General features: G+C 67.8%; 22 protein-coding genes. 10 read left to right on the forward strand and 12 right to left on the reverse strand.

Translation table 11 applies throughout. From position 1 onward, the window contains the following. Positions 1-91 precede the first annotated feature (91 nt). From pgeF to lgt, 3 genes are read right to left on the reverse strand one after another with little or no spacing between them, the layout of a single operon-like run. Positions 92-862, reverse strand: a complete 771-nt coding sequence (pgeF, locus tag AC1ROD_RS06510) for a peptidoglycan editing factor PgeF (protein WP_492947428.1) — start codon at positions 860-862, stop codon at positions 92-94. Continuing rightward, the gene (locus tag AC1ROD_RS06515; RefSeq protein WP_492947429.1) at positions 862-1,935 is read right to left on the reverse strand and encodes a class I SAM-dependent methyltransferase; all 1,074 of its coding nucleotides are present in this window, start codon (positions 1,933-1,935) and stop codon (positions 862-864) included. Before AC1ROD_RS06515 ends, pgeF begins: the two co-directional genes overlap by 1 nt. Continuing rightward, complete coding sequence (gene lgt / locus AC1ROD_RS06520) at positions 1,932-2,846, reverse strand: prolipoprotein diacylglyceryl transferase (RefSeq protein ID WP_492947430.1); 915 nt, start codon at positions 2,844-2,846, stop codon at positions 1,932-1,934. The genes AC1ROD_RS06515 and lgt overlap by 4 nt, the downstream gene beginning before the upstream one ends. Positions 2,847-3,050: 204 nt before the next feature. On the opposite strand from lgt, the gene AC1ROD_RS06525 reads away from it, so the two are divergent. The 3 genes from AC1ROD_RS06525 to AC1ROD_RS06535 all read left to right on the forward strand — a co-directional run bounded on the left by AC1ROD_RS06525 (position 3,051) and on the right by AC1ROD_RS06535 (position 4,756). Beyond that, positions 3,051-3,350, forward strand: a complete 300-nt coding sequence (locus AC1ROD_RS06525; RefSeq protein ID WP_492947431.1) for an accessory factor UbiK family protein — start codon at positions 3,051-3,053, stop codon at positions 3,348-3,350. A gap of 99 nt (positions 3,351-3,449) precedes the next feature. Then, positions 3,450-3,953 (forward strand): type III secretion system chaperone family protein, encoded by a 504-nt coding sequence (locus AC1ROD_RS06530; RefSeq protein ID WP_207868002.1) that lies wholly within the window; start codon positions 3,450-3,452, stop codon positions 3,951-3,953. Continuing rightward, the gene (locus tag AC1ROD_RS06535; protein ID WP_492947432.1) at positions 3,953-4,756 is read left to right on the forward strand and encodes a pyrroline-5-carboxylate reductase family protein; all 804 of its coding nucleotides are present in this window, start codon (positions 3,953-3,955) and stop codon (positions 4,754-4,756) included. Before AC1ROD_RS06530 ends, AC1ROD_RS06535 begins: the two co-directional genes overlap by 1 nt. On the opposite strand, the gene AC1ROD_RS06540 is transcribed toward AC1ROD_RS06535, so the two are convergent. Continuing rightward, on the reverse strand, positions 4,753-7,134 hold the full coding sequence (locus tag AC1ROD_RS06540; protein WP_492947433.1) for a pectinesterase family protein: 2,382 nt from the start codon (positions 7,132-7,134) through the stop codon (positions 4,753-4,755). The two genes, AC1ROD_RS06535 and AC1ROD_RS06540, sit on opposite strands and share 4 nt — an antisense overlap. Before the next feature lie 188 nt (positions 7,135-7,322). Here AC1ROD_RS06540 and AC1ROD_RS06545 point away from each other — a divergent pair, with 188 nt between their 5' ends. From AC1ROD_RS06545 to AC1ROD_RS06555, 3 genes are all read left to right on the forward strand, one after another. After that, a complete protein-coding gene (locus AC1ROD_RS06545; protein WP_492947434.1) occupies positions 7,323-7,808 on the forward strand; it encodes a hypothetical protein in 486 nt (161 codons plus the stop codon). A 93-nt stretch (positions 7,809-7,901) separates the two neighbouring features. Continuing rightward, entirely contained in the window at positions 7,902-8,894 is a 993-nt protein-coding gene (locus tag AC1ROD_RS06550) for a mechanosensitive ion channel family protein (RefSeq protein ID WP_492947435.1), read from the forward strand. Between the two features lie 7 nt (positions 8,895-8,901). Further along, positions 8,902-9,918 carry a threonine aldolase family protein gene (locus AC1ROD_RS06555; protein WP_492947436.1) on the forward strand — a complete coding sequence of 339 codons (1,017 nt, stop codon included), beginning with the start codon at positions 8,902-8,904 and terminating at the stop codon, positions 9,916-9,918. On the opposite strand, the gene AC1ROD_RS06560 is transcribed toward AC1ROD_RS06555, so the two are convergent. The 6 genes from AC1ROD_RS06560 to AC1ROD_RS06585 form a co-directional block, all read right to left on the reverse strand. Next, positions 9,915-10,958 carry a glycerophosphodiester phosphodiesterase gene (locus AC1ROD_RS06560; RefSeq protein WP_492947437.1) on the reverse strand — a complete coding sequence of 348 codons (1,044 nt, stop codon included), beginning with the start codon at positions 10,956-10,958 and terminating at the stop codon, positions 9,915-9,917. The two genes, AC1ROD_RS06555 and AC1ROD_RS06560, sit on opposite strands and share 4 nt — an antisense overlap. Positions 10,959-11,013: 55 nt before the next feature. Further along, on the reverse strand, positions 11,014-11,820 hold the full coding sequence (locus AC1ROD_RS06565) for an inositol monophosphatase family protein (protein ID WP_492947438.1): 807 nt from the start codon (positions 11,818-11,820) through the stop codon (positions 11,014-11,016). Positions 11,821-11,930: 110 nt separating this feature from the next. Further along, the gene (gene efp / locus AC1ROD_RS06570) at positions 11,931-12,500 is read right to left on the reverse strand and encodes an elongation factor P (protein ID WP_492947439.1); all 570 of its coding nucleotides are present in this window, start codon (positions 12,498-12,500) and stop codon (positions 11,931-11,933) included. Between the two features lie 101 nt (positions 12,501-12,601). Next, the gene (locus AC1ROD_RS06575; protein ID WP_492947440.1) at positions 12,602-13,159 is read right to left on the reverse strand and encodes a tryptophan-rich sensory protein; all 558 of its coding nucleotides are present in this window, start codon (positions 13,157-13,159) and stop codon (positions 12,602-12,604) included. 62 nt (positions 13,160-13,221) lie between these two features. Beyond that, entirely contained in the window at positions 13,222-13,458 is a 237-nt protein-coding gene (locus AC1ROD_RS06580; protein ID WP_492947441.1) for a helix-turn-helix domain-containing protein, read from the reverse strand. Next, positions 13,458-13,958, reverse strand: a complete 501-nt coding sequence (locus AC1ROD_RS06585; RefSeq protein WP_492947442.1) for a DUF2975 domain-containing protein — start codon at positions 13,956-13,958, stop codon at positions 13,458-13,460. The genes AC1ROD_RS06580 and AC1ROD_RS06585 overlap by 1 nt, the downstream gene beginning before the upstream one ends. A gap of 109 nt (positions 13,959-14,067) precedes the next feature. On the opposite strand from AC1ROD_RS06585, the gene AC1ROD_RS06590 reads away from it, so the two are divergent. Together AC1ROD_RS06590 and AC1ROD_RS06595 are read left to right on the forward strand one after the other, a co-directional pair. Then, positions 14,068-15,012: an ABC transporter ATP-binding protein gene (locus AC1ROD_RS06590; protein WP_492947443.1), complete on the forward strand. Its 945-nt coding sequence runs from the start codon at positions 14,068-14,070 to the stop codon at positions 15,010-15,012. Next, positions 15,009-15,734 (forward strand): ABC transporter permease, encoded by a 726-nt coding sequence (locus AC1ROD_RS06595; RefSeq protein WP_492947444.1) that lies wholly within the window; start codon positions 15,009-15,011, stop codon positions 15,732-15,734. The genes AC1ROD_RS06590 and AC1ROD_RS06595 overlap by 4 nt, the downstream gene beginning before the upstream one ends. Here AC1ROD_RS06595 and bfr read toward each other — a convergent pair. Both bfr and AC1ROD_RS06605 read right to left on the reverse strand, forming a co-directional pair. Next, positions 15,731-16,231, reverse strand: coding sequence for a bacterioferritin (gene bfr, locus AC1ROD_RS06600; protein WP_492947445.1), 501 nt, complete (start codon positions 16,229-16,231; stop codon positions 15,731-15,733). The genes AC1ROD_RS06595 and bfr overlap by 4 nt on opposite strands. Positions 16,232-16,387: 156 nt before the next feature. Continuing rightward, on the reverse strand, positions 16,388-16,573 hold the full coding sequence (locus AC1ROD_RS06605) for a (2Fe-2S)-binding protein (RefSeq protein ID WP_492032089.1): 186 nt from the start codon (positions 16,571-16,573) through the stop codon (positions 16,388-16,390). A gap of 128 nt (positions 16,574-16,701) precedes the next feature. Here AC1ROD_RS06605 and thiE point away from each other — a divergent pair, with 128 nt between their 5' ends. Together thiE and AC1ROD_RS06615 are read left to right on the forward strand one after the other, a co-directional pair. After that, positions 16,702-17,358, forward strand: a complete 657-nt coding sequence (thiE, locus tag AC1ROD_RS06610) for a thiamine phosphate synthase (RefSeq protein WP_492947446.1) — start codon at positions 16,702-16,704, stop codon at positions 17,356-17,358. 99 nt (positions 17,359-17,457) lie between these two features. Next, a complete protein-coding gene (locus tag AC1ROD_RS06615; RefSeq protein WP_492947447.1) occupies positions 17,458-19,167 on the forward strand; it encodes a sensor histidine kinase in 1,710 nt (569 codons plus the stop codon). Positions 19,168-19,366 lie beyond the last annotated feature (199 nt).

The raw sequence follows: 19,366 nt of genomic DNA on the forward strand, positions 1-19,366 counted from the left end.
CCGTCAGCTTTACACCTGCAGTGTAAACGTTGAGCTTTTTGGTATAATGTCGTCCACCCGACACAGGTTTTGACCGGTTTTATAACTAAAGTTATAGGGCGATCGCCGACATCAGGCGGCCGAAGTCAGGCTCGGAACGCTGGAAGGCGCGGCGGTTCGAAAAGAAGCGACTCTCGTCGGCGCAGGTGTCGTCGCCGGTCCAGGCGGCTTCGCCGACCCCGGCCTGTTCCAGCCGCCACAGGACGAAGGCAGGCAGGTCGAAGCGGCGCTTGTCGGGCGCGTCTCCGACGATGAAGAAGCGTTCCGAACCCGGGTCGTGATGGGCGAAGCGCTCCTCGAAGTCGGCGCCGACCTCATAGCTGGTCTGGGCGATGCAGGGGCCGACTACGGCGACCGTGCGCGAAGCGTTGGCGCCCAGCGATTCCATCGCCGTCACCGCCGAATGGACGACGCCGCCCAGCGCGCCCTTCCAGCCTGCATGGACGGCCGCGACCACGCCTGCTTCGGCATCGGCCAGAAGGACGGGCGCACAGTCGGCGGTCAGGACGCCGCAGATGACGCCCCGCGTGGCGCTGGCGACAGCGTCGCCCTCGGGCCGGTCGCCCTTCCACGGGCCGTCGGCGACCCGGGTGATGGCGGAATGGATCTGATAGCAGGCGGCGAGATCGTCGGGGGCGCCGCCCACGGCCTCGGCGATGCGGCGGCGGTTCTCGGCGACGGCAGCGGGATCGTCGCTGGAGCCGAGCCCGGCGTTCAGCCCCTCGAAGATGCCGGTCGAGACCCCGCCCTGCCGGGTGAAGAAGCCGTGGCGCACCCCGGCCTTCGTCAGCAACGGGTGGGTGATGGGGGCCAGATCGCTCATCATTCAAATCCCGGGACGGTCAGGCTGCGCGGCGAGAAGATGGAGGCGACCTTGAACAGGGTTCCCATCTGGTCGTCGGCGGTCAGGCGGTCCAGCTGGCGGCGGATCACCGCCTCGGCCGAGGGCCGTCCCTGTATCAACCGGTCGGCGCGCGCCTCGATCCCCAGCAGGCGCAGGAATTCGCCCTGGCCCTTGCAGCCGGTGACGTCGGCGCCGGCGCGGACGGCGGCTTCCAGAACGCGCGGGAAGTCGGCCCACATGGTCAGGTCGGCGGCGCCGGGATGCGCCAAAGGGTCGACCCTGGCGTGGCGGTGCAGGGCCTGAAGGGTGTCGCCGGGGCCAGGCTTGTCGCGGCCGTAGTCGATCAGCAGGGCCGCGCCCGAGGCCTCGGCCATCAGCACCGCCAGGTCGCGGCCGAAGATAGCCTGCTGGTCCGATATCTCGACAATCTGGCCAGGCTCAACGTCGTAGGCGGGCTTCTCGAAGCCGCCCGTGATGGTGCTGAGGCCGAACAGGATGTCGTTCCCGTCGTCGCTGACCCCGACGCGCCGCTCGGACCAGCCATCGTCGGTCTTCACGAACTGACGCGCGGGCATACAGTCCAGCACCTCATTGGCGATCAGGATGACCGGGGCGTCGGTCTCGATCTGGTTGAGCGAGCTCAGCCAGCGCGGGCTGATGTCGGCGCCGGCCAGCCGCCGTTCCTGTTCCTTGCGCAGGGGGGTGCTGGGCTCGATCAGGATCAGGTCGCAGGCTTCGAGGAAGTCGGGCGCCAGACGCAGGGCGCGCAGGGCGTCGTCCATCAGGGTCCCGTCGCCGGGGCCGACCTCGACCAGCCGCACCTTCTCCGGCGCGCCCAGCCTGTGCCAGGTCTCCGCCGCCCACAGGCCCAGCAGTTCGCCGAACATCTGGCTGATCAAGGGCGCGGTGATGAAGTCGCCGCCTTCGCCCAGCGCCGGGCGTGTCGAATAGTAGCCCCCCGCCGGATCGTGCAGGCAGCGGGTTACATAGTCGGCGACCGACATCGGCCCCGTCAGGGTGATCTCCCGCGTCAGACTGGCCTTCAGGCTCACGCCGGGACCTTCTCCGTTTCGGGCTCCGCTTCAGGCTCTTCCGGAGCGGCGACCGGCGGCGTCTTCCACGCGTTCCAGATCAGCCAGGCGCCGATCAGGATCATCGGGGTCGAGAGGATCATCCCCATGGTCAGGCCGAAGGGCAGGTGGTCCAGACCGGCGTCGGGCTGGCGCACATTCTCCAGCGAGGCGCGGATCAGACCATAGCCGAGCAGGAACAGGCCGGTGACATAGCCGGGCTTGGCCAGCAGCCGGAATTTCCACACCGCCAGCGCCAGGATGCCGAACAGCAGGACGCCTTCGAGGCCGGCCTCATAGAGTTGGCTCGGGTGGCGCGGCACATCGCCGGCCGGGCACATGCCATAGGCCTTCTGGATCGTCTGGTTGCAGAAGCGGATGGCCCAGGGGACGGTGGTCTCGCGGCCCCAGAGTTCGCCGTTGATGAAGTTGGCCAGCCGGCCGAAGCACAGGCCGAGCGGGGCGGTGGCCAGGGCCATGTCGCCGATGCTGAGCGTCGAGAGCCTGTTGCGCCAGGCGTAGAGCACCACCGCGATGGTGCAGCCCGCCAGACCGCCGTGGAAGGACATGCCGCCGGTCCACAGCTGGAACAGCTCCAGCCGCTCGCCCCAGCCGTGTCCGGTGAACAGCTGCAGATACATCACCGGCTTGTAGGCGAGGGCATAGCCCAGACGGCCGCCCAGAATGATGCCGAGGGTGATCCAGAGAACGAGATCGTCGAGCTGGATCGGGGTCAGGGGCGCGCGGCGCGGCGACCACAGCGAGGCCCGCTTGATCAGGACCCCGGCGTACCACCAGCCGAGAACGATGCCCGCCACATAGGCCAGGGCGTACCAACGGATCGGGATGATCCAGATGTGGAACCAGACCGGGTCAAAATCGGGAAAGATCACGAAGGGCAGCTCCAGCCGTTTTCAGGCCTGCGGTGTAGCAAGCGTCGCTGGCGCCGTCTTCCCTCTCAATCACGGCGGCTTCGGGGCTGGCCGCTTTCCGGCCGACGGCGGCTATAAGTCGCTTGGACGGAAAGGTTTCGTTCACCATATCGAGTAACCCTCATTAACGACTCCCGAAGCGATTCATTCGGGGCGGAGACGACCATGCAGACCCGCAATCCCATCCTCGACGAGTTCGCCAAGCTGACGACCGGCGCCATGGGCCTGGCCCAGGCGGCAGGGGAGGAGGCCAAGGCCGCCTTCCGCGCGCAGACCGACCGCGTCGCCGCCGAAATGGACCTGGTCCGTCGCGACGAGTTCGACGCCCTCAAGGCCGAAATCGCCGCCCTGCGGGCCGAAATCGCGACGCTCAAAGGCGCTCCGACCACTGAGAAAAAGGCAGCGAAGAAGCCTGCCACGGGAACGTCCACAGGTGGAACTCCCGCCCCGGACGCAGCCGGTTGAGCCGAATCCGCGAACACGTCTACCGTCCCGCCATGATCGATGAGTCGCGGCAGTCGCGGCCCATCGACCGGGCTCTCTCTTGCTGATCGGGGAATATTGATGGACGCCGTGAGGCCTGAGGAGGTCGATGTTCCCTACGATCCGCTGGACGTAGTTGAACACGTGCTCAACGCAGAGAATTTGCCCTTCGACCGGACGGACGACGGCGATCTGGCCTTCGCCCTTGCTGGCGACTGGAAGGACTATGAGCTGTGGTTCGCCTGGCGTCCCGAGGGCGACTGCCTGCAGCTGTGCTGTGCCCTCGACCTGCGCGCGACCAAGGCCCGCCGCGGCGCCGCCTATGAGCTGGTTTCGCTGGTCAACCAGCGCACCTGGATGGGCCATTTCGAGGTCTGGTCCGAGGACGGCGAGATCGTCTTCCGCCACTCCCTGGCCCTGCCGCACGGTGAGCGCCCGACCCTGGCCCAGGCCGCGTCGATGATCGACGCCGCCGTCGAGACCGCCGACCGCTACTACCCGGCCTTCGACTTCATGATCCGCGGCAACAAGAAGCCGCAGGACGCCATCGACGCCTGCCTGTTCGAGACCGTCGGCACCGCCTGATGGCGGTTAGCGGCAGGCCGGTGGTCCTGGTCGGCTGCGGCCGGCTGGGCTCGGCCATTGTCGAGGGCTGGCTCCTGACCGGCGCGGTCGATCCCGCCGAACTGATCATCCTTACCCCGTCCGAAAAGCCCGTCGCGGAGGCCGCGCGGGTGAAGGGCGCGCGGGTCAATCCGCCGTCTGAGGCGCTCGCAAACGCCCGCGCCGTCGTCCTGTCGGTCAAGCCGGCTTACTGGAAGGGCGCCGTGGAGCCTTTGGTCGCCGCCCTGCCGGAGGACGCGACGATCGTCTCGGTCATGGCCGGGGTGCGCGCCGCCGACATCGGGGAGGCTCTGACGTCGCGTCCTGTCGCCCGGGTCATGCCGACAACGGCGGTGGCTACGGGCCATGGCATCGCCGCCGTCTGGTCCGCCGACGACAGCGCCCGCGCCGTCGCTCACGCCCTGTTCGCGCCCCTGGCCCAGGTCGTCGATCTGACGAGTGAGGATCTGATGGACGTCGCCACCGCGGTGGCGGGCTCGGGCCCCGCCTACGTTCATGCTTTTACCCGCGCCCTCGCTGCGGCGGGGGAGGAGGCCGGTCTGGATCCCGCAGCAGCCCTGACCCTGGCCCGGGGCGCGGTCCGCTCGGCCGCCTCGGCCGATCCGTCCGAAAGCCTTGAGGCTCTGATCGCCCGCGTCGCCTCGCCCGGCGGCACCACCGAGGCCGGCCTCAAGGCTCTGAACGCCGCCTCGGCCCTCGACGACGCCGTCGCCGCCGCTGTGGGGGCCGCCCTCAGACGCGCCCGGGAGCTGTCGAAGGACTAGCGTCCCGCCGGGTACTCGACCTTCAGCCCCCTCAACACCACCGAGCCGCTGCGCCGTGACGCCGTCCAGAAGAAGCCGGCGCCGCCGAAGCGGTTGGGCTCGATCGTCCCGGTCAGGGCCAGGGTCTCCTCGTCCTTCGTGTTCGATCCGGTGACCTCGACCGCGCTCCCGTGCGTGCGGATGCGGATCGTGGTGGTCGGCTTGATCACCCCCGTGAGCCGGTCCTCGCCCATCGGCGTCCCGTGGCCGTCGACGATCCGGTAGAGCTGGAACACCACCGCCGTCGCCGATCGCGTCGAGCGCCAGAAGCGCAGGGAATAGCCGGTCCGCGTCGCCGGGTCGTATTTGAACAGGATTTCGGCATAGGGGCCGCGCTTGCCGGTCGCATCCGGGATGTCGCTGGGCGAGCCGGGGATGGCGAAGCCCTGACCCTCGTATTTGTCGGTGTCCATCTCGACGATGACGTCCATGTCGCCCGCTTCCGGGTGGCCGACATAGAGCAGGGTCGAGTCCTCGCCGCCGACGCGCATGCCCCAGGAACTATCGGGCGCGGCGGGCGCCTCGGAGGTCCAGGCGCCCGTCAGCTTCCAGTCGCTCTCCCAGCGGCGCTCGACCGTGGTGTCGGGCAGGCTGTGCAAATCGACGCCGCCGCCGGGGGCGTGGATGTCGACGGGCGCCGGGACCGGATCGCTGGTCCAGACCTGGCCGGGCAGGCTGAGGTCGTGCTCGGGCGCGATCGAGGCCATCACATACTGGCCTTGCAGATTGCCGGAGATGGGCAAGTCGCGGAACGGGGCGTCGCCACGCGTCTCGGCCAGCCGCTGAGGCCGGGCGCAGGCAGCGTCGGGGCAGGCGAACCAGGTGATCCGCGACCGGTCCTCGCGCCCGGCGGGCAGGGTCAGGTCGTAGTCGAGCCGCAGCCCCTCGGGCGTGCGCCTCAGCACCGGCTGACGGGTCAGAGCCGGCGCCGGGCGATACGCCGGATCGACGGTGATCCAGGCGGTCGAGGAAAAGCCGTTGTCGGCCGAGACCCGGATCGGGACCGTCTGGGTCTGGTCGGTGTGGTTCGCCGCCGTGACCGTGACCTTGTCGCCCTCGGCCGCGCTCAGCCGGACCAGCGGCGAGGTCGTCGTCCAGTGTACCCGCGTCGTGCCCGAGGCCGGGAAGACCTGCGCCGAAACCTCGACCGGCGCCTGATCCGTGCGGATGCGTGACACGCCGTTGGTCAGCTTGATGCGGAAGGGCAGGGCGGGCGTCTGGCCCCCGTGCCGCGCCACAAAGCCCGCCGGATCCCAACCGTCGTCTACACCCTCGGGCGTCCAGCGCAGCAGGTTGAAGCTGTTGAAGGCCAGGACCTCCACGTCCGACAGCTCATGCGTCAGGGTGCGGCGTGGCTCCCCGACGACGCTGTCGAGGATGTCCACGGGGCGGCCGCTCTCGGTGATGGTGTGCCAGGTCAGGGAATATTCGCTGGACCGCTCGGGCGCCGCCCAGCCGAACCAGGCGACTGGCACGTCCGGCAGGGTCGACTCGATCAGGGCCACGGGCGCGACGGGGATCTTGTAGAAGGTCATCGGCTTCGTCGCCCGGAAGCGGGTCCGGAAGAAGATCGTGCCGCCCGCGAACAGGATGCCGCCGCCTTCGATGAAGTTGATCTCGGAATCCTCCCAGACACTGCCGCCCGGCGCGCCGAGATAGTCGTCGGTTCCCTCCAGATAGGCGTGGGTGAAGTACGACCGCTTTGTCCGGTTGAACATGGTGTCCAGCCGGCTGAGGATGGCCACGTGGGAATAGATGTGGCGGTCGCCCTGCATCTGGATGGCCACAGCCTGGGTGATCACGTCCGACCGCTTCTTCAGGCTCTTCGACGGATCGCCGGGATAGTCGTAGTCGAGGTTGCAGTAGTTCAGGATGGTCAGGTTGATCATCGAGAAGCCGTCGGCGTCGACCATCATGGTGAAGCCGTTGTTGGCCGCGCCCTGCTTGTTGCCCCGGTTGTCGGCGATGACCACGCTGCGCCGGTCGCGCGTCAGCCCCATGAGGGTGATGTTGGCCTTGGTGATGGTCAGGCCCGTGTCGGTCTCCGTGCCGTTCAGCTGATAGACGTCGGGCATCAGACCGATCACAGTCGGCCGCTCGCGCGTGCCCTCAGGCGCGGCGGCATAGGCGGCCTGAAGGGTGCGGTAGCGGTGCGCCGCCGGGTCCTCGGGCCGGGAGGCGTCGACCAGAATGTCGTAGCGCTCGGCCGTGGTGTCGAAGAGGACATCCGTATAGCCGCGCACGGGAGCCAGCCCGACCAGGGTGTCCTGGGCCATGACCGGCTGGCCGGCGGCGACGATCATGGCGAGCATCAGCCCGCCCAGCATGGTTCTGCGCATCTGCTTCCTTCCCAATTGACACCGGTGTCAGCTTCAAGCCGATCTTGTCCCGTCGGAGGGGAGGCTAGCGCATTCTGTTTCGGGGCGCACGGGGGAGGGGATCTGACGAAAACTGTGCCCCCGGGCGCTCGTTACGACTGGAAAGCGCACGCCGTTGGAGGCAGTTTGGCGGAGGGGGGACCAAAGCCATGTTGACCAGATTTGCAGGCGCGGTGCTGATGTCAGCTCTGGTCACGGCGGGGCCGGCGGATGCGCATCCGCATGAAGATCCAGCCGACAGGCTGTGCCATCCGTCCCGGGCAACTTTTGTGGACGCGTTCCGGTCCGAAAAGGTCGTCCTGTTCATCGTCAGAGGGGTCAAGGTTGAGCCTGATCCATTTCCTGACGACGGCCTGGATCTGGTCAGAGGGACCTATGAACTGATCCCGCTGGGCGTGCTCCAGGGTTCAGGAGAGGGGGAGAGAATAACGCGCCGGTTTGATGCGACGCTTTCGAAGGACTTCTTTTTGGGTATCCCGTGTCGATGGCAGCTCAAGCCTGTCGAAGGCGCGATCTGGCTGGGATCAGGTACTGCTGACGGTGAAGACTGTCCGAGTTGCGACAAAAGGCTGGACGCGACGCACGCACTGGACTGGCTGGGACCCCTGACGCTCTTCGCCAAGCGCCGTCACTAGTCTCCGCAAATGGTTCTGCGATTCTTCGCCGACCGTCGAAATGAAACACCTTCACGGGTTCCAAATCGAAGCTGAGGCGTTAGACCCGGCTCAATGACCTCGACCCTCGTTAATCCCCTCGATCACGCCGTCGCCGCCGGACAGAAGGTCGTCGCCCTGGACGCCGCCATGGTGGCCAAGCTGACCGACATGGCGGGCGACTTCGCCGTCAGCGCCACGATCGCCATCATCATCCTGATCGCCACCCTGTTCGCCTCGCGCTGGGCGGCGGCGGGCACGCGGCGGGCTCTGGGCCGGGTGCGGGGCTTCCGCCACGATCCGACGGTGCTCAGCTTCGCCGTGCAGGTGGTGCGGGTGCTGGTCTTCCTGATCGGCTTCATCGCCGTGCTGCAGCGGCTGGGCGTCCAGACGACCTCGATCATCGCCGTGCTCGGCGCCGCATCGCTGGCTGTCGGCCTGGCGCTGCAGGGCACGCTGTCGAACGTGGCGGCGGGGGTGATGCTGCTGGTTCTGCGGCCGTATCGCGTGGGCGACCTGATCAATCTGTCCAGCAATGTCGGCAAGGTGCAGCGGCTGGACCTGTTCACGACCCAGCTGATCGACGCCAACAACGTCAAGATCGTGATCCCCAACTCCAAGGTCTTCGACGGCACCATCCTGAACCTGTCGGGCCAGCGGACGCGGCGGATGGAGCTGAAGATCGGCGTCGGCTACGGCGCCAACCTCAGCCAGGTGCGCGACGTCCTGACCGAGGCGGCGGCCGCTCACGAGAAGGTGCTGCCCGATCCCGCGCCCTGGGCCGGGGTCACTGGTCTGCTCGACAGTTCGGTCGAGGTGACGCTGCAGGCCTGGACCCTGTCGGGCGACTACTGGCAGGCCAAGGCCGATGTGCTTCAGGCCGCCAAGGAGGCGCTGGACGACGCCCGGATCGAGATTCCCTTCCCGCATCAGGTCGCCGTCCCCTACACCCCGGAAGAGGGCGCGCCCGAGTATGACGAGACAGCCGCCGCGCGGAGGCGTAAGCCCGGCAAACCCACATACGAGACGTCAGCGGACAGCCGCGGCGCAGACCAGAGTGAAGGCTAGGGCGGGCATGCGTTACGACTTCGGATCCGACAACACCGCCGGCATGGCCCCGGCGGCGCTTCAGGCCGTGATCGAGGCCAATACCGGCTTCGCCCGGGCCTATGGCGCGGATGAGACGACGGCCCGCGCCGCCGACCAGATCCGTCAGAGGCTGGACGCCGACGCCGAGATCCGTTTCGTGTTTTCAGGCACGGCGGCCAACGCCATCGCCCTGTCGATGCTGGCCTTCCCGTTCGAGGCCGTCCTGGCCCATCAGGCGGCCCACGTCTGTACCGACGAGACCGGAGCGCCGGGCTTCTTCGGTCAGGGCGTCGGCCTGATCGGCCTGCCGGGCCTGTCCGGCAAGATCGACCAGAGGGCGCTGGAGGCCGCGCTCGCCGAGCCGGTGGTCGGTCACCGCCAGCCGGCGGCCGCCCTGTCCCTGACCCAGTCCACCGAATACGGCACCGTCTATACCGAGGAAGAGCTGCGCCACCTGATCGAGCCGGTGAAGGCCATGGGGTACGGCGTGCATCTGGACGGGGCCCGATTGGCCAATGCGGCGGCGGCGGGCTTCGACCTGACCCAGATCCCGCGCCTCGGCGTCGATATCCTGATCTTCGGCGGGGCCAAGGCCGGCGCCAACGGGACCGAGGCCATTGTCCTGTTCGACAAGTCGCTGGCCCGGCGTCTGGACAACCGGCTGAAGCAGGCCGGGCAGACGGCGTCCAAGGGCCGGTTCCTCGCCGCGCCCTTCCTGGGTTTGCTGGAGACGAACGCCTGGGAGGACGGCGCGGCCCACGCCAATCTGATGGCCCAGCGGCTGGCCGACGGCATCGAGGCCCGCTCGCCCTTCGTCCTGGCCCATCCGGTCGAGGCCAATGCGGTGTTCGTGCGGATGCCGGAGGAGGCCCACGCCCGTCTCAACGCCCTCGGCTGGGCCTGCTACCGCTTCGACGACGGCTCGGTGCGCTTCGTGTGCTCGTGGCAGACGGAAGAGGCGGTGGTGGATGAGGTGATCGAGGCGATCGCGACGCTCGCTTAAGGCCTGAACGCGTCGACCGCGATCCCCGGGAAGTCCGAGAACACCGCGTCGACGCCCAGATCGCGGAACTGCCTGAGTTGGCCCGCCAGGTCGCCGTGATCGGCCAGCCCGTCGCCCCGGCGCAACTCGGCCGGCAGGAAGGCGTTTTCGGCGCGGAAGGTCCATGACACCACCTTCAGCCCGGCCGCATGGGCGTCCGGGATCAGAGGCATGGCGGGCAGGGAGGCGCCATCTAGGCCGCGCGGTACGATCATCGCCGTTTCGACGCCGATCGCCCCGGCATAGGCCTGGATGGCCGCGAGTCCCTCGGGCGTCGCCATGGCGGCATAGGTCAGGCCGGGCTTGTCGACCGGACCGCCCGCGCCGCTCATCAGCTGCAGCAGGGGCGAGCGGATGCGGGCCGACAGCCGCTCCAGCGGCCCGACCTCGAAGCACTGGATCAGGATCGGGGCGTGGGCGCCGGTCAGGTCCAGCCGCTCCAGCATGGCGACGAAGCCGTCCTCCATCGGCAGGCCGATGCTTGCGAAGTAAGACGGGTGCTTGAGCTCGGGCGCGACCGAGATGGCGCGGCCGGTGCGGGCCGAGGCCTCGCGGGCGATGGCGACGACCTCGTCGAAGGTCAGGATCCCGTCCTGGCCGTCATAGGCGGTGTTGGCAGGGCGAAACGCGGGCAGGCGCTCGCGAGCTTTCAGCGTCCCCAACTCGGCAAGCGTGAAGTCCTCGGTGAACCAGCCGGTGGTGGAGACGCCGTCGATGACCTTGGTCGTCTTGCGGTCGGCGAACTCAGGGTGGGCCGCGACATCGGTCGTGCCGCCGATCTCGTTCTCGTGCCGCACGACGAAGGCGCCGTCCTTCGACATGACCAGATCGGGCTCGATGAAATCCGCGCCCTGTTCGATGGCCAGCTCATAGGCGGCGCGGGTGTGCTCCGGCCGCAGCCCCGAGGCGCCGCGGTGGGCGATGACGACGGGATGGTTTTCGGCCAAGGCGGGCGCTCCCGTCAGCAGGAGAAGGGCGGCGGTCAGGATGGCGCGGATCATGGCCCATGGGTAGGGCAGGGGCGCGACAGGCCCGTGAAGGCCAGCCGCTTCCGGATCAGGCGGCCTGCAGCACCTTGCGCAGCTGCGGGTGCAGTTCGGTGTTGGACGCCAGGACCGTCGAGCCGGTCTTGGGATCGCCGTCCTGCTCGATGGTGGTGACCAGGCCGCCGGCCTCGGTGACGAACAGGATGCCCGCCGCCACGTCCCAGGGCTTGAGGTTGCGCTCGAAGAAGGCGTCGTAGCGCCCGCAGGCGACCCAGGCGAAGTCCAGCGCGGCCGAGCCCAGGCGGCGGATGCCGGCGGTGCGCTGGCCGATGGCGTGGATGTCCTTGATCGACTGGGCGTGGCCCGACTTGCCGATGAAGGGCAGGCCGGTCGAGATCAGGCTCTCGGACAGGTCGCGACGGCCGGCGACGCGGACGCGCTGGTCGTTCAGATAGCAGCCCTTGCCCTTCTCGGCCCAGAACAGCTCGTTCATGACGGGGTTGTAGGTCACGCCGGCGACGATCTCCGACGAGCCGTCCGGGGCGAAGCGCTCCAGCCCCACGGTGATCGCGAAGTGGGGCATGGCGTGCATGAAGTTGGTCGTGCCGTCGATCGGGTCGACGATCCAGCGGTGCGACTTGTCGGTGCCCTCGATCAGGCCGCGCTCCTCGCCGAGGAAGCTGTAGCCCGGACGGGCCTTCATCAGCAGTTCGAAGAGGGTGTCCTCGGCCTTGATGTCGGCCTGGGTGACGAAGTCGCCGGGGCCTTTGCGCGAGACCTGCAGATGGGCGACTTCACCAAAGTCGCGCAGCATCGGGCGGGCGGTCTTGCGGACCGCGTCAATCATGACGGAAACGAGGGCGGAGGCGAGGGCCATGGTCGGAATCTCCTGGTCCGTCTGTCCTTGAGAAGGCTCAAATGCCCGGACAGACGGAGAAGTTCATGTGCAAAGGCGCGGAATGCGCCTCCGGATCGTAGTGCGGTCGTTTAGTCCGCGCGGCGGACGTATTCGCCGGTCGAGGTGTCGACGATGATGCGTTCACCCGCCGACATATAGGGCGGGATCATGATGCGCACGCCGTTGTCGGCGATGGCGGGCTTGTAGGACGACGAGGCCGTCTGGCCCTTCACGGTCGGCTCGGTCTCGGCGACGGTCAGGGTGACCTGTTCCGGCAGCTCCAGGCCGATCGGACGGCCTTCGTGCATCTCGATGACGACCTTCATGCCATCCTGCAGGTAGGGGATCGAATCCTCGCCGACCCAGTCCTTCTGCAGTTCGATCTGCTCGTAGGTGGCGTCGTCCATGAAGACCAGGGCGTCGCCCTGTTCGTACAGGTAGGAGAAGTCCTTCTGCTCAAGCGTGACGCGCTCGACCTTGTCTTCCGAACGGAAGCGCTCGTTCAGCTTGTTGCCGGTCTCGAGGTTCTTGGCCTCGACGTTGGCGAAGGCGCCGCCCTTGCCGGGCTTGACGTGGCTGGCCTTGGTGACGACCCAGAGGCCGCCGTTGTGCTGGAGCACCATGCCGGGCTTGATGGTGTTGCCGTTGATCTTCGCCATGAGATTCACTGTCTGAGTGGCGCAGCCGGTCCCGTGACGGGCGCGCGAAAGAGGGCGCGATCCCTAGAGGAAGCCGCCGAAAAGGGCAACCCGGGGCAGGCTTAGTGCAGGGTGCGCCCCGTGACCTGATCGGTCTTGCGCTGGATGAAGTTGGCGACGCGGGTGCCGCTGCCGATCGGGGCGGCGATCTTGCCTGCCCCCTCGTCCAGCTTGCGGGCCTCGAAGGCGAAGGCGGCGGCGAGACCGGCCGAGGACATGGCGGCGGCGATCTGGCTCCGCATCGAGGCCGGGCGCAGGCCCAGCCAGACGGCGTTGATCGTCTGGGCGGCGAACCACAGGCCCATGGCAAGTGACCGCTCGCGGCTGGCCGGGGCGTTCCAGACCCGCACCGCCGACAGGGTGGTCGCCGAGAAGACGGCAGGCAGGATCAGGCTGAAGGCGCCGCGCGGCTTCTCCATCACCGGCATGGCCCGGTCGCGCAGATGGCGCTTGGAGCGTTTTGGCTTGAGCGTGTTGGAGGCCAGGGCCGTGGCCAGAAGGGCGAAGCCGACGGTCAGGACGATGCCGGTCGCGACATGGGCGCCGGAGCGGCCCTGGGAGTTGAGCAGGTCGGTCGCCTGGTCCTGTACGTCGTCGATGAGTTCGTCGATGGCGCTCATGCCCGTGTCCTTCAGCCCGTCTATCCCGACGGAGCAATGAGCGGGGCGGTGATCAGTTCCGCTTACTCTTCGTCGGCCTGCTGAAGGTCGTCCGGATCGAAGGCATAGTCCAGCAGGTCGCCCGGACGGCAGTCGAGGGCGGCGCAGAGTTTGGCCAGGGTGCGGAAGCGGATGCCCTTCACCTTGCCCGAGCGGAACAGGGACAGCTGGGTCTCCGACAGCCCGACCTCGGCGGCGAGGTCGCGGGCCTTGATCCCCTTTTTGACGATCAGGGCGTCGAGGGTCACACGGACGGGCATCAGATCATCTCGTCGAGTTCGGCCTGCACATGGTCGGCCTGATCCACGACCCGGCCGAGCAGGAACAGGGCCCCGCCGATCATGCCCAGCGTCATGGCCCCGACATCCCAGTAGAGATAGCCGCCCTTCGTCTCACCGATCAGCCGCAGCAGGTTGGTGACGACGAAGACCTGCAGCACCCCTCCCACGCCGAGCGAGAGACCGACGCGGCGCAAGGCGCTGGCCAGGGTCGGCTGGATCAACCGGCCCTTCTGTAGCTCGCCCATGGCCCGGCCGATCGACCAGACGGCGAACAGATAGCAGGCCGACGGCGCGCCCATGATCAGCCCCGACAGGATGCGCATACCGGGGCTGGGCAGGGTTCCGCGCAGACCCAGAACGGTCGGTGCGATCACATACATCAGGGCCGCGACGGCCCCGACGCTGATCACCATGAAGATGGCGAGCCAGCGGAACTGGCCGCACAGGCGGCGGAAGCGGGCGGTGTCGGCGCGGGCCAATGCGAGGCTCCTGAGAAGTGGTCGAATCCTGTCTTGTCTTTAATCTTGACTTAAAGACGCGTCGTCCGCAACTTTATCTAAGAGTTAAACGACATCGAGGGCGGCGAGCATGACCATGGCGATCGAAACACGGGATCTGACGCGTCGCTTCGGCGCGCGGTGCGCCGTCGACCGGGTGTCGATGACCGTGCCCGAGCGGGCGGTCTACGGCTTCCTCGGTCGCAACGGGGCGGGCAAGACGACGACGCTGAAGATGCTGCTGGGCCTGATCCGTCCGAGCGCGGGTTCGGCCTTCGTCGACGGCGTCGATGTGACGCGTGACCGGATGGGCGCGGCCCGGCGGGTCGGGGCCCTGCTGGAGGCGCACGGCTTCTACGTCAATCTGACCGGGCGCGAGAACCTGGACCTGACCCGCACCCTGCTGGGCGTGCCGGCGACCGAGGTCGAGCGGGTGCTGGAGGTGGTCGAGATGCGCGACAACGCCGGTCGGCGGGTGTCCGACTATTCGCTGGGCATGCGTCAGAGGCTGGGGCTGGCCCGGGCCATGCTGGGCGCGCCACCGGTGCTGGTGCTGGACGAGCCGAGCAACGGCCTCGATCCCGACGGCATCGCCGACATGCGCCGCTTCCTGAAGAGCCTGCCGGACCGCACGGGGGCGACCGTCCTGTTGTCCAGCCACCTGCTGGGCGAGATCGAACAGGCGGCGACCCACATCGGTATCGTCAACGAAGGCCGGCTCGTGCTGGAGGGGGAGTTGTCACGGCTGAAGTCCGACCTCGCGCCCGAGATCGCGGTCCGGACCGACGATCCCGTGCGGGCGGCCGAGGTGCTGCGCGGCTGGGACCTGACGGTCATCAACGGCGACGATGGCCTGGCTGCACGGCTGCGTTCCGGCGACGACGCCGACCGCCGGTCCGCCGAGCTCAACCGCGCCCTGATCCAGGCCGGCCTTTCCGTCTTCGCTATCGGGCCGCGCGCCCGCTCGCTGGAGGGCATCTATCGCGAGGTGTCGCAGCCGTCCGCAATCCAACGCCAACCGGAGACCGTCCGATGATCGCCGTCCTCACTGTCGAAGCGCGCAAGCTCAACCGGTCTCTGGCCGCCCTGCTGGCCGTCGCCGCGCCGAGCCTGATCGCCGTCTTCCTGTTCTTCAACCTGCTGAGGGGCGGCAAGCCCCAGCCGTGGGAGATGTGGACCCAGTCCTCGACCGGCATCTGGGCCTTCTTCATGCTGCCGATGAGCGTGACGGCCCTGACCGCCCTGGTCGCCCATATGGAACACGGGCCGCGTGCCTGGGATCATCTGAGGGCCCTGCCGGTGGCGCGCTGGAAGCTCTACGCCGCCAAGGCGATCTGCGTGATCGCGGTGGCCGCGGCGATGAGCCTGCTGAACCTCGTCCTGACGCTGGGAGCCATCTACAGCGCGGCGGCGGTCAAGCCGGAGATCATGCCGACGGGGACCCTGGAGGTCGCCGCGCAGGTCATTCTGATGGGCAAGGTGCTGTTGGCGGCGATCCTGATGATCGCGATCCAGCTGTGGACTGCGCTCAGGTTTTCCAGCTTCGTCCCGGCGCTTGCCGTCGGGATCGGCGGGACCTTCTTCTCGGTGGTGGCCACGGCGGCCAAGCAGGGGGTCTTCTTCCCCTGGCAGATGCCCGTGAACATGCTGGCGTCAGAGCCGTGGCGCGCGGCGACGGCCCTGACGCTGGGGGCAGGGGCGGGGACCGTCGTGCTGCTGCTCGCGATCGCCCACCTGTCCCGCCGCGAAGTGCTTTAGTTGCCCGTGGCGGCGCCGTCGGTGACGATCTCCTTCATCGCCGACTGCAGGTAGTTCTGGGCGCCCATCAGCTCGATCAGCTTGTGCTGGTTCTCGAGGAAGTCGATGTGCTCCTCGGTGTCGGCCAGGATCTTCATCAGAAGATCGCGGCTGACGTAGTCGCGGGCTTCCTCGCACTGGGTGACGGCGGCCGAGGTGGTGACGCGGCTGTCCAGCTCCAGCTGCAGATCGGCGCCCAGGCATTCGATCGGATGCTCGCCGACCTTCAGCTTGTGCAGGTCCTGCAGGTTGGGCAGGCCGTCGAGGAAGAGGATGCGCTTGATCAGCATGTCGGCGTGCTTCATCTCGCCGATCGATTCCTCGTAGATCACGTTGCCGAGGTGGGCCAGGCCCCAGCTCTCGAACATCCGGGCGTGCAGGAAGTACTGGTTCACCGCCGTCAGTTCGTTGGTCAGCACCGCATTGAGGGTGCGGATGATCGCGGGGTCGCCCTTCATGGCCATGGTCCTTGCTCGTCTCGCGGACGGGACGCCGGGGCGCGTCCAGACTCATCCGCCGTCTGTTCAAACGGCGTTTAGCACAGGAAATCGACTGTTGTTTATTTGAGAGTATTTATCACGCACATTGATATTGCGAGTGATTTTTGGCCGCGACTACTCGGCTGCGAGTGCGAATGCTTCGCGGCTGTCGTCGATCATCTGACGCATCTCGCAGACGCATTTGGCGCACTGCGCCTGGCACTGGTTGCGCGCGAAGATTTCACGGGGGCGGGTCGCGCCGGCCTCGATGGCGAGGGCGACGTCACGCTGGCGCAGGCCGTTACAGTTGCAGACGTACAAGAGGCGGACCCAAGTCGAACTGAGAATGGTTCTCTGTAACACATATGAACGCGGTTGCAACTGGTTCGCATGCGCGTTCGCAACATACCGCCGTTGACGTGAGGCGGCGCAGGGGGCAGGGCGGGGCCATGGCTCGTGCTCCCCAAATCCCGGACCGTCCTCCGGCCCGTCTGTACCTGATCACTCCCTCCGCGATTCCGGACCTGGAGGCCTTCGCGGCCGATCTGGAGGCCGCGCTCGGGGCCGGGGACGTCGCCGCCCTGCAGATCCGTTTGAAGCCCGCGAGCGAGGACCAGATCCGCGCCGCCGTCGAACGGCTGGGGCCGATCGCGCGCAAGCACGACGTCGCCCTGATCCTGAACGATCGGCCCGATCTGGCCGCGGCGCTTCACTGCGACGGTGTGCACGTGGGGCAGGAGGACGCCTCTGTGGCCTCTGCCCGGCGGCTGATGGGGCCCAACGCCATGATCGGCGCGACCTGTCACGACAGTCGCGACCTGGCCATGGAGGCCGCCGAGGCCGGCGCCGACTACGTCGCCTTCGGCGCCTTCTTCCCGACCGATACCAAGGAAACCACCCATCGGCCCGAACTCGACATCCTGACCATCTGGCAGGAGACGGTCGAGGTTCCCTGCGTCGCCATCGGCGGGATCACGGTCGAGACCGCCCGCGCAGTCGCCGAAGCGGGCGCCGACTTCATCGCGGTCAGCGCGGGGGTCTGGAATCATCCTCAAGGCCCGGCGGCGGCCGTGATCGCCTTCAACGCCGAACTGTCCGGTGGCTGACTTTTCCTGCCGGATCGGCATTCCCGGGCGTTAACTTCACGGGATATTAGGGAGCAAGGGCTTAGCTGGCGCATCGTCTGTACCGCCGAGTTTTCGCCAATGTCGCTCAGCCGCGCGCTGGAAACCCCGCCTGGAGGTCTCGCCACGACCCCTGTTCGCAAATCCGCGCCCCCCGCCGCGACGTCGGCCGCGACGCCTCCGGCGACGACCGATACCGCGCGCCTGTTCAGCCAGCCCTTCGTGCCGCTGGCCACGGTTTGCGCCGTTCTGGTGATGACGGTGTTCTCGATCCAGTTCGGCCGTTCCTCGGACGGCATCGTCGTGATGTGGATGGCCAACGCCGTCGCCGTCGGCGTCTGGCTTCGTATGGGGCGCGGCGCTGCGTTCGACCTGAGCTTCGGGGCCCTGATGGCGATCGCCGTCGCCAGCGGGGAGTTCCTGTCCGGCCATACGCCCGTGAACACGGCGATGCTGACCGCGGTGAACCTGTTCGAGATGGTCGCCGGGGTGATCCTGGTTCGCCGGTTCGCGCCGGATCTGACCATTCAGACCGTACGGTCGACCTTGCGGCTGGTGCTTCTGGTCGCCGTGGCCGCCCCTCTGATCGGCGCCATGGCCGGCGCGATCGTGTTTTCGGCCATTATGGGCGCGCCTCTGCTGGAGAGCTTCCAGATCTGGTGGTTCGGCCATTCGCTGGCGATGATGCTGGTGGTGCCCCTGATCCTGTCGATCAATCGGCGCTCCCTCGTCATCGTTCGCCAGCCGCTGAGGCTTCTGGAGTGGGCTGCTCTGCTGGGTCTGCTGTTCGCGGTCGCCTACGCCCGTTATTTCCTCGGCTTTGTCGTCGTCACCTTCTTCCTGAACATGCTGCTGGTGGTGATCGCCGCGCGTCTGCGAATGGCCGGTCTGACCACGGCCATTCTGGGCGTGGCCATCGTCACCTTCGCGGCCATGCTGCATGGCCAGCCCGTGACCGCCGAGCCCGTTTCGGCCATGCGGATCCTGACCGCCCAGCTGATGCTGATCTCCATCTCCCTGCCTTTCATGCTTGTCGCGGCGCTGCTGAACGAACGCGACGGCCTGTCAGCCCGCGCCCGGGCCGGCCAACGCCGCGCCGAGTTGGCTTCCGAGGCCAAGTCGCGGCTGCTGGCCAACGTCGCCCACGAGATCAAGAGCCCGGTCGGCGGCGTCATCGGCATCGGGGAGCTGTGGTCCAGCGGCCAGCTGGGACCGGTCACCGAGACCCAGAAGGAAATGGCCGAGATGCTGGTCAAGACCGCCCGTCAGGTCGAGGCCCTGGCCCACGATCTGCTGGACGTGGCCCGCGCCGAGTCCGGAGCGGTCAAGGTCGAGCTGCGTCCCACCGATGCGCCCGGCCTGGTCGAGGATATCCGCCGCGCCACGGCCCTGAGGCCCGAGGCTCTCAACATGCGGCTGGAGGTCGTCCGCGAAGGCGAAGGTCTGGTCGCCCTGGCCGATTCCCAGCGGCTGAGCCAGGTCATCGACAACCTGGCCACCAATGCCGTCAAATACGGCGGCGCTGGCGGGGTCGTGACCTTCCGCGTGTCGCGCGTGTTCGAAGCCATCCGCATCGAGGTGACCGACCGTGGGCCCGGCCTGTCGCCCGAGAAACAGACCCAGCTGTTCGAGCCGTTCAATCGTCTGGGCCTGGAACGGTCGACGGTCGAGGGGCACGGCATCGGCCTGGCCTTGGCCAAGCGGCTGATCGAGCTGCAGGGCGGGGTGATCGGGGTTGAGTCCACGCCCGGACAGGGCGCGACCTTCTGGGTTGAACTGCCCGCCGCCTGAGGCTCTCTCCAAGGCTGTTTTCCGGTCTTGCCGTCCGTTCGCCGAGAGGCGATGGTCCGGCCCATGAAAACCGCCCGTACCCTTCGCGTTTCCCTGCTTCTGGCCTCCAGCGCCGTCGCCTTGTCGGCTGTTCCGGCCCTGGCCCAGACGGCGTCCCAAGCGACTGGGCGCACGACGTCTCCGTCGACCGCGACCTCGA

It is taken from the genome of Brevundimonas sp. GW821-FHT12E07, assembly GCF_058807035.1.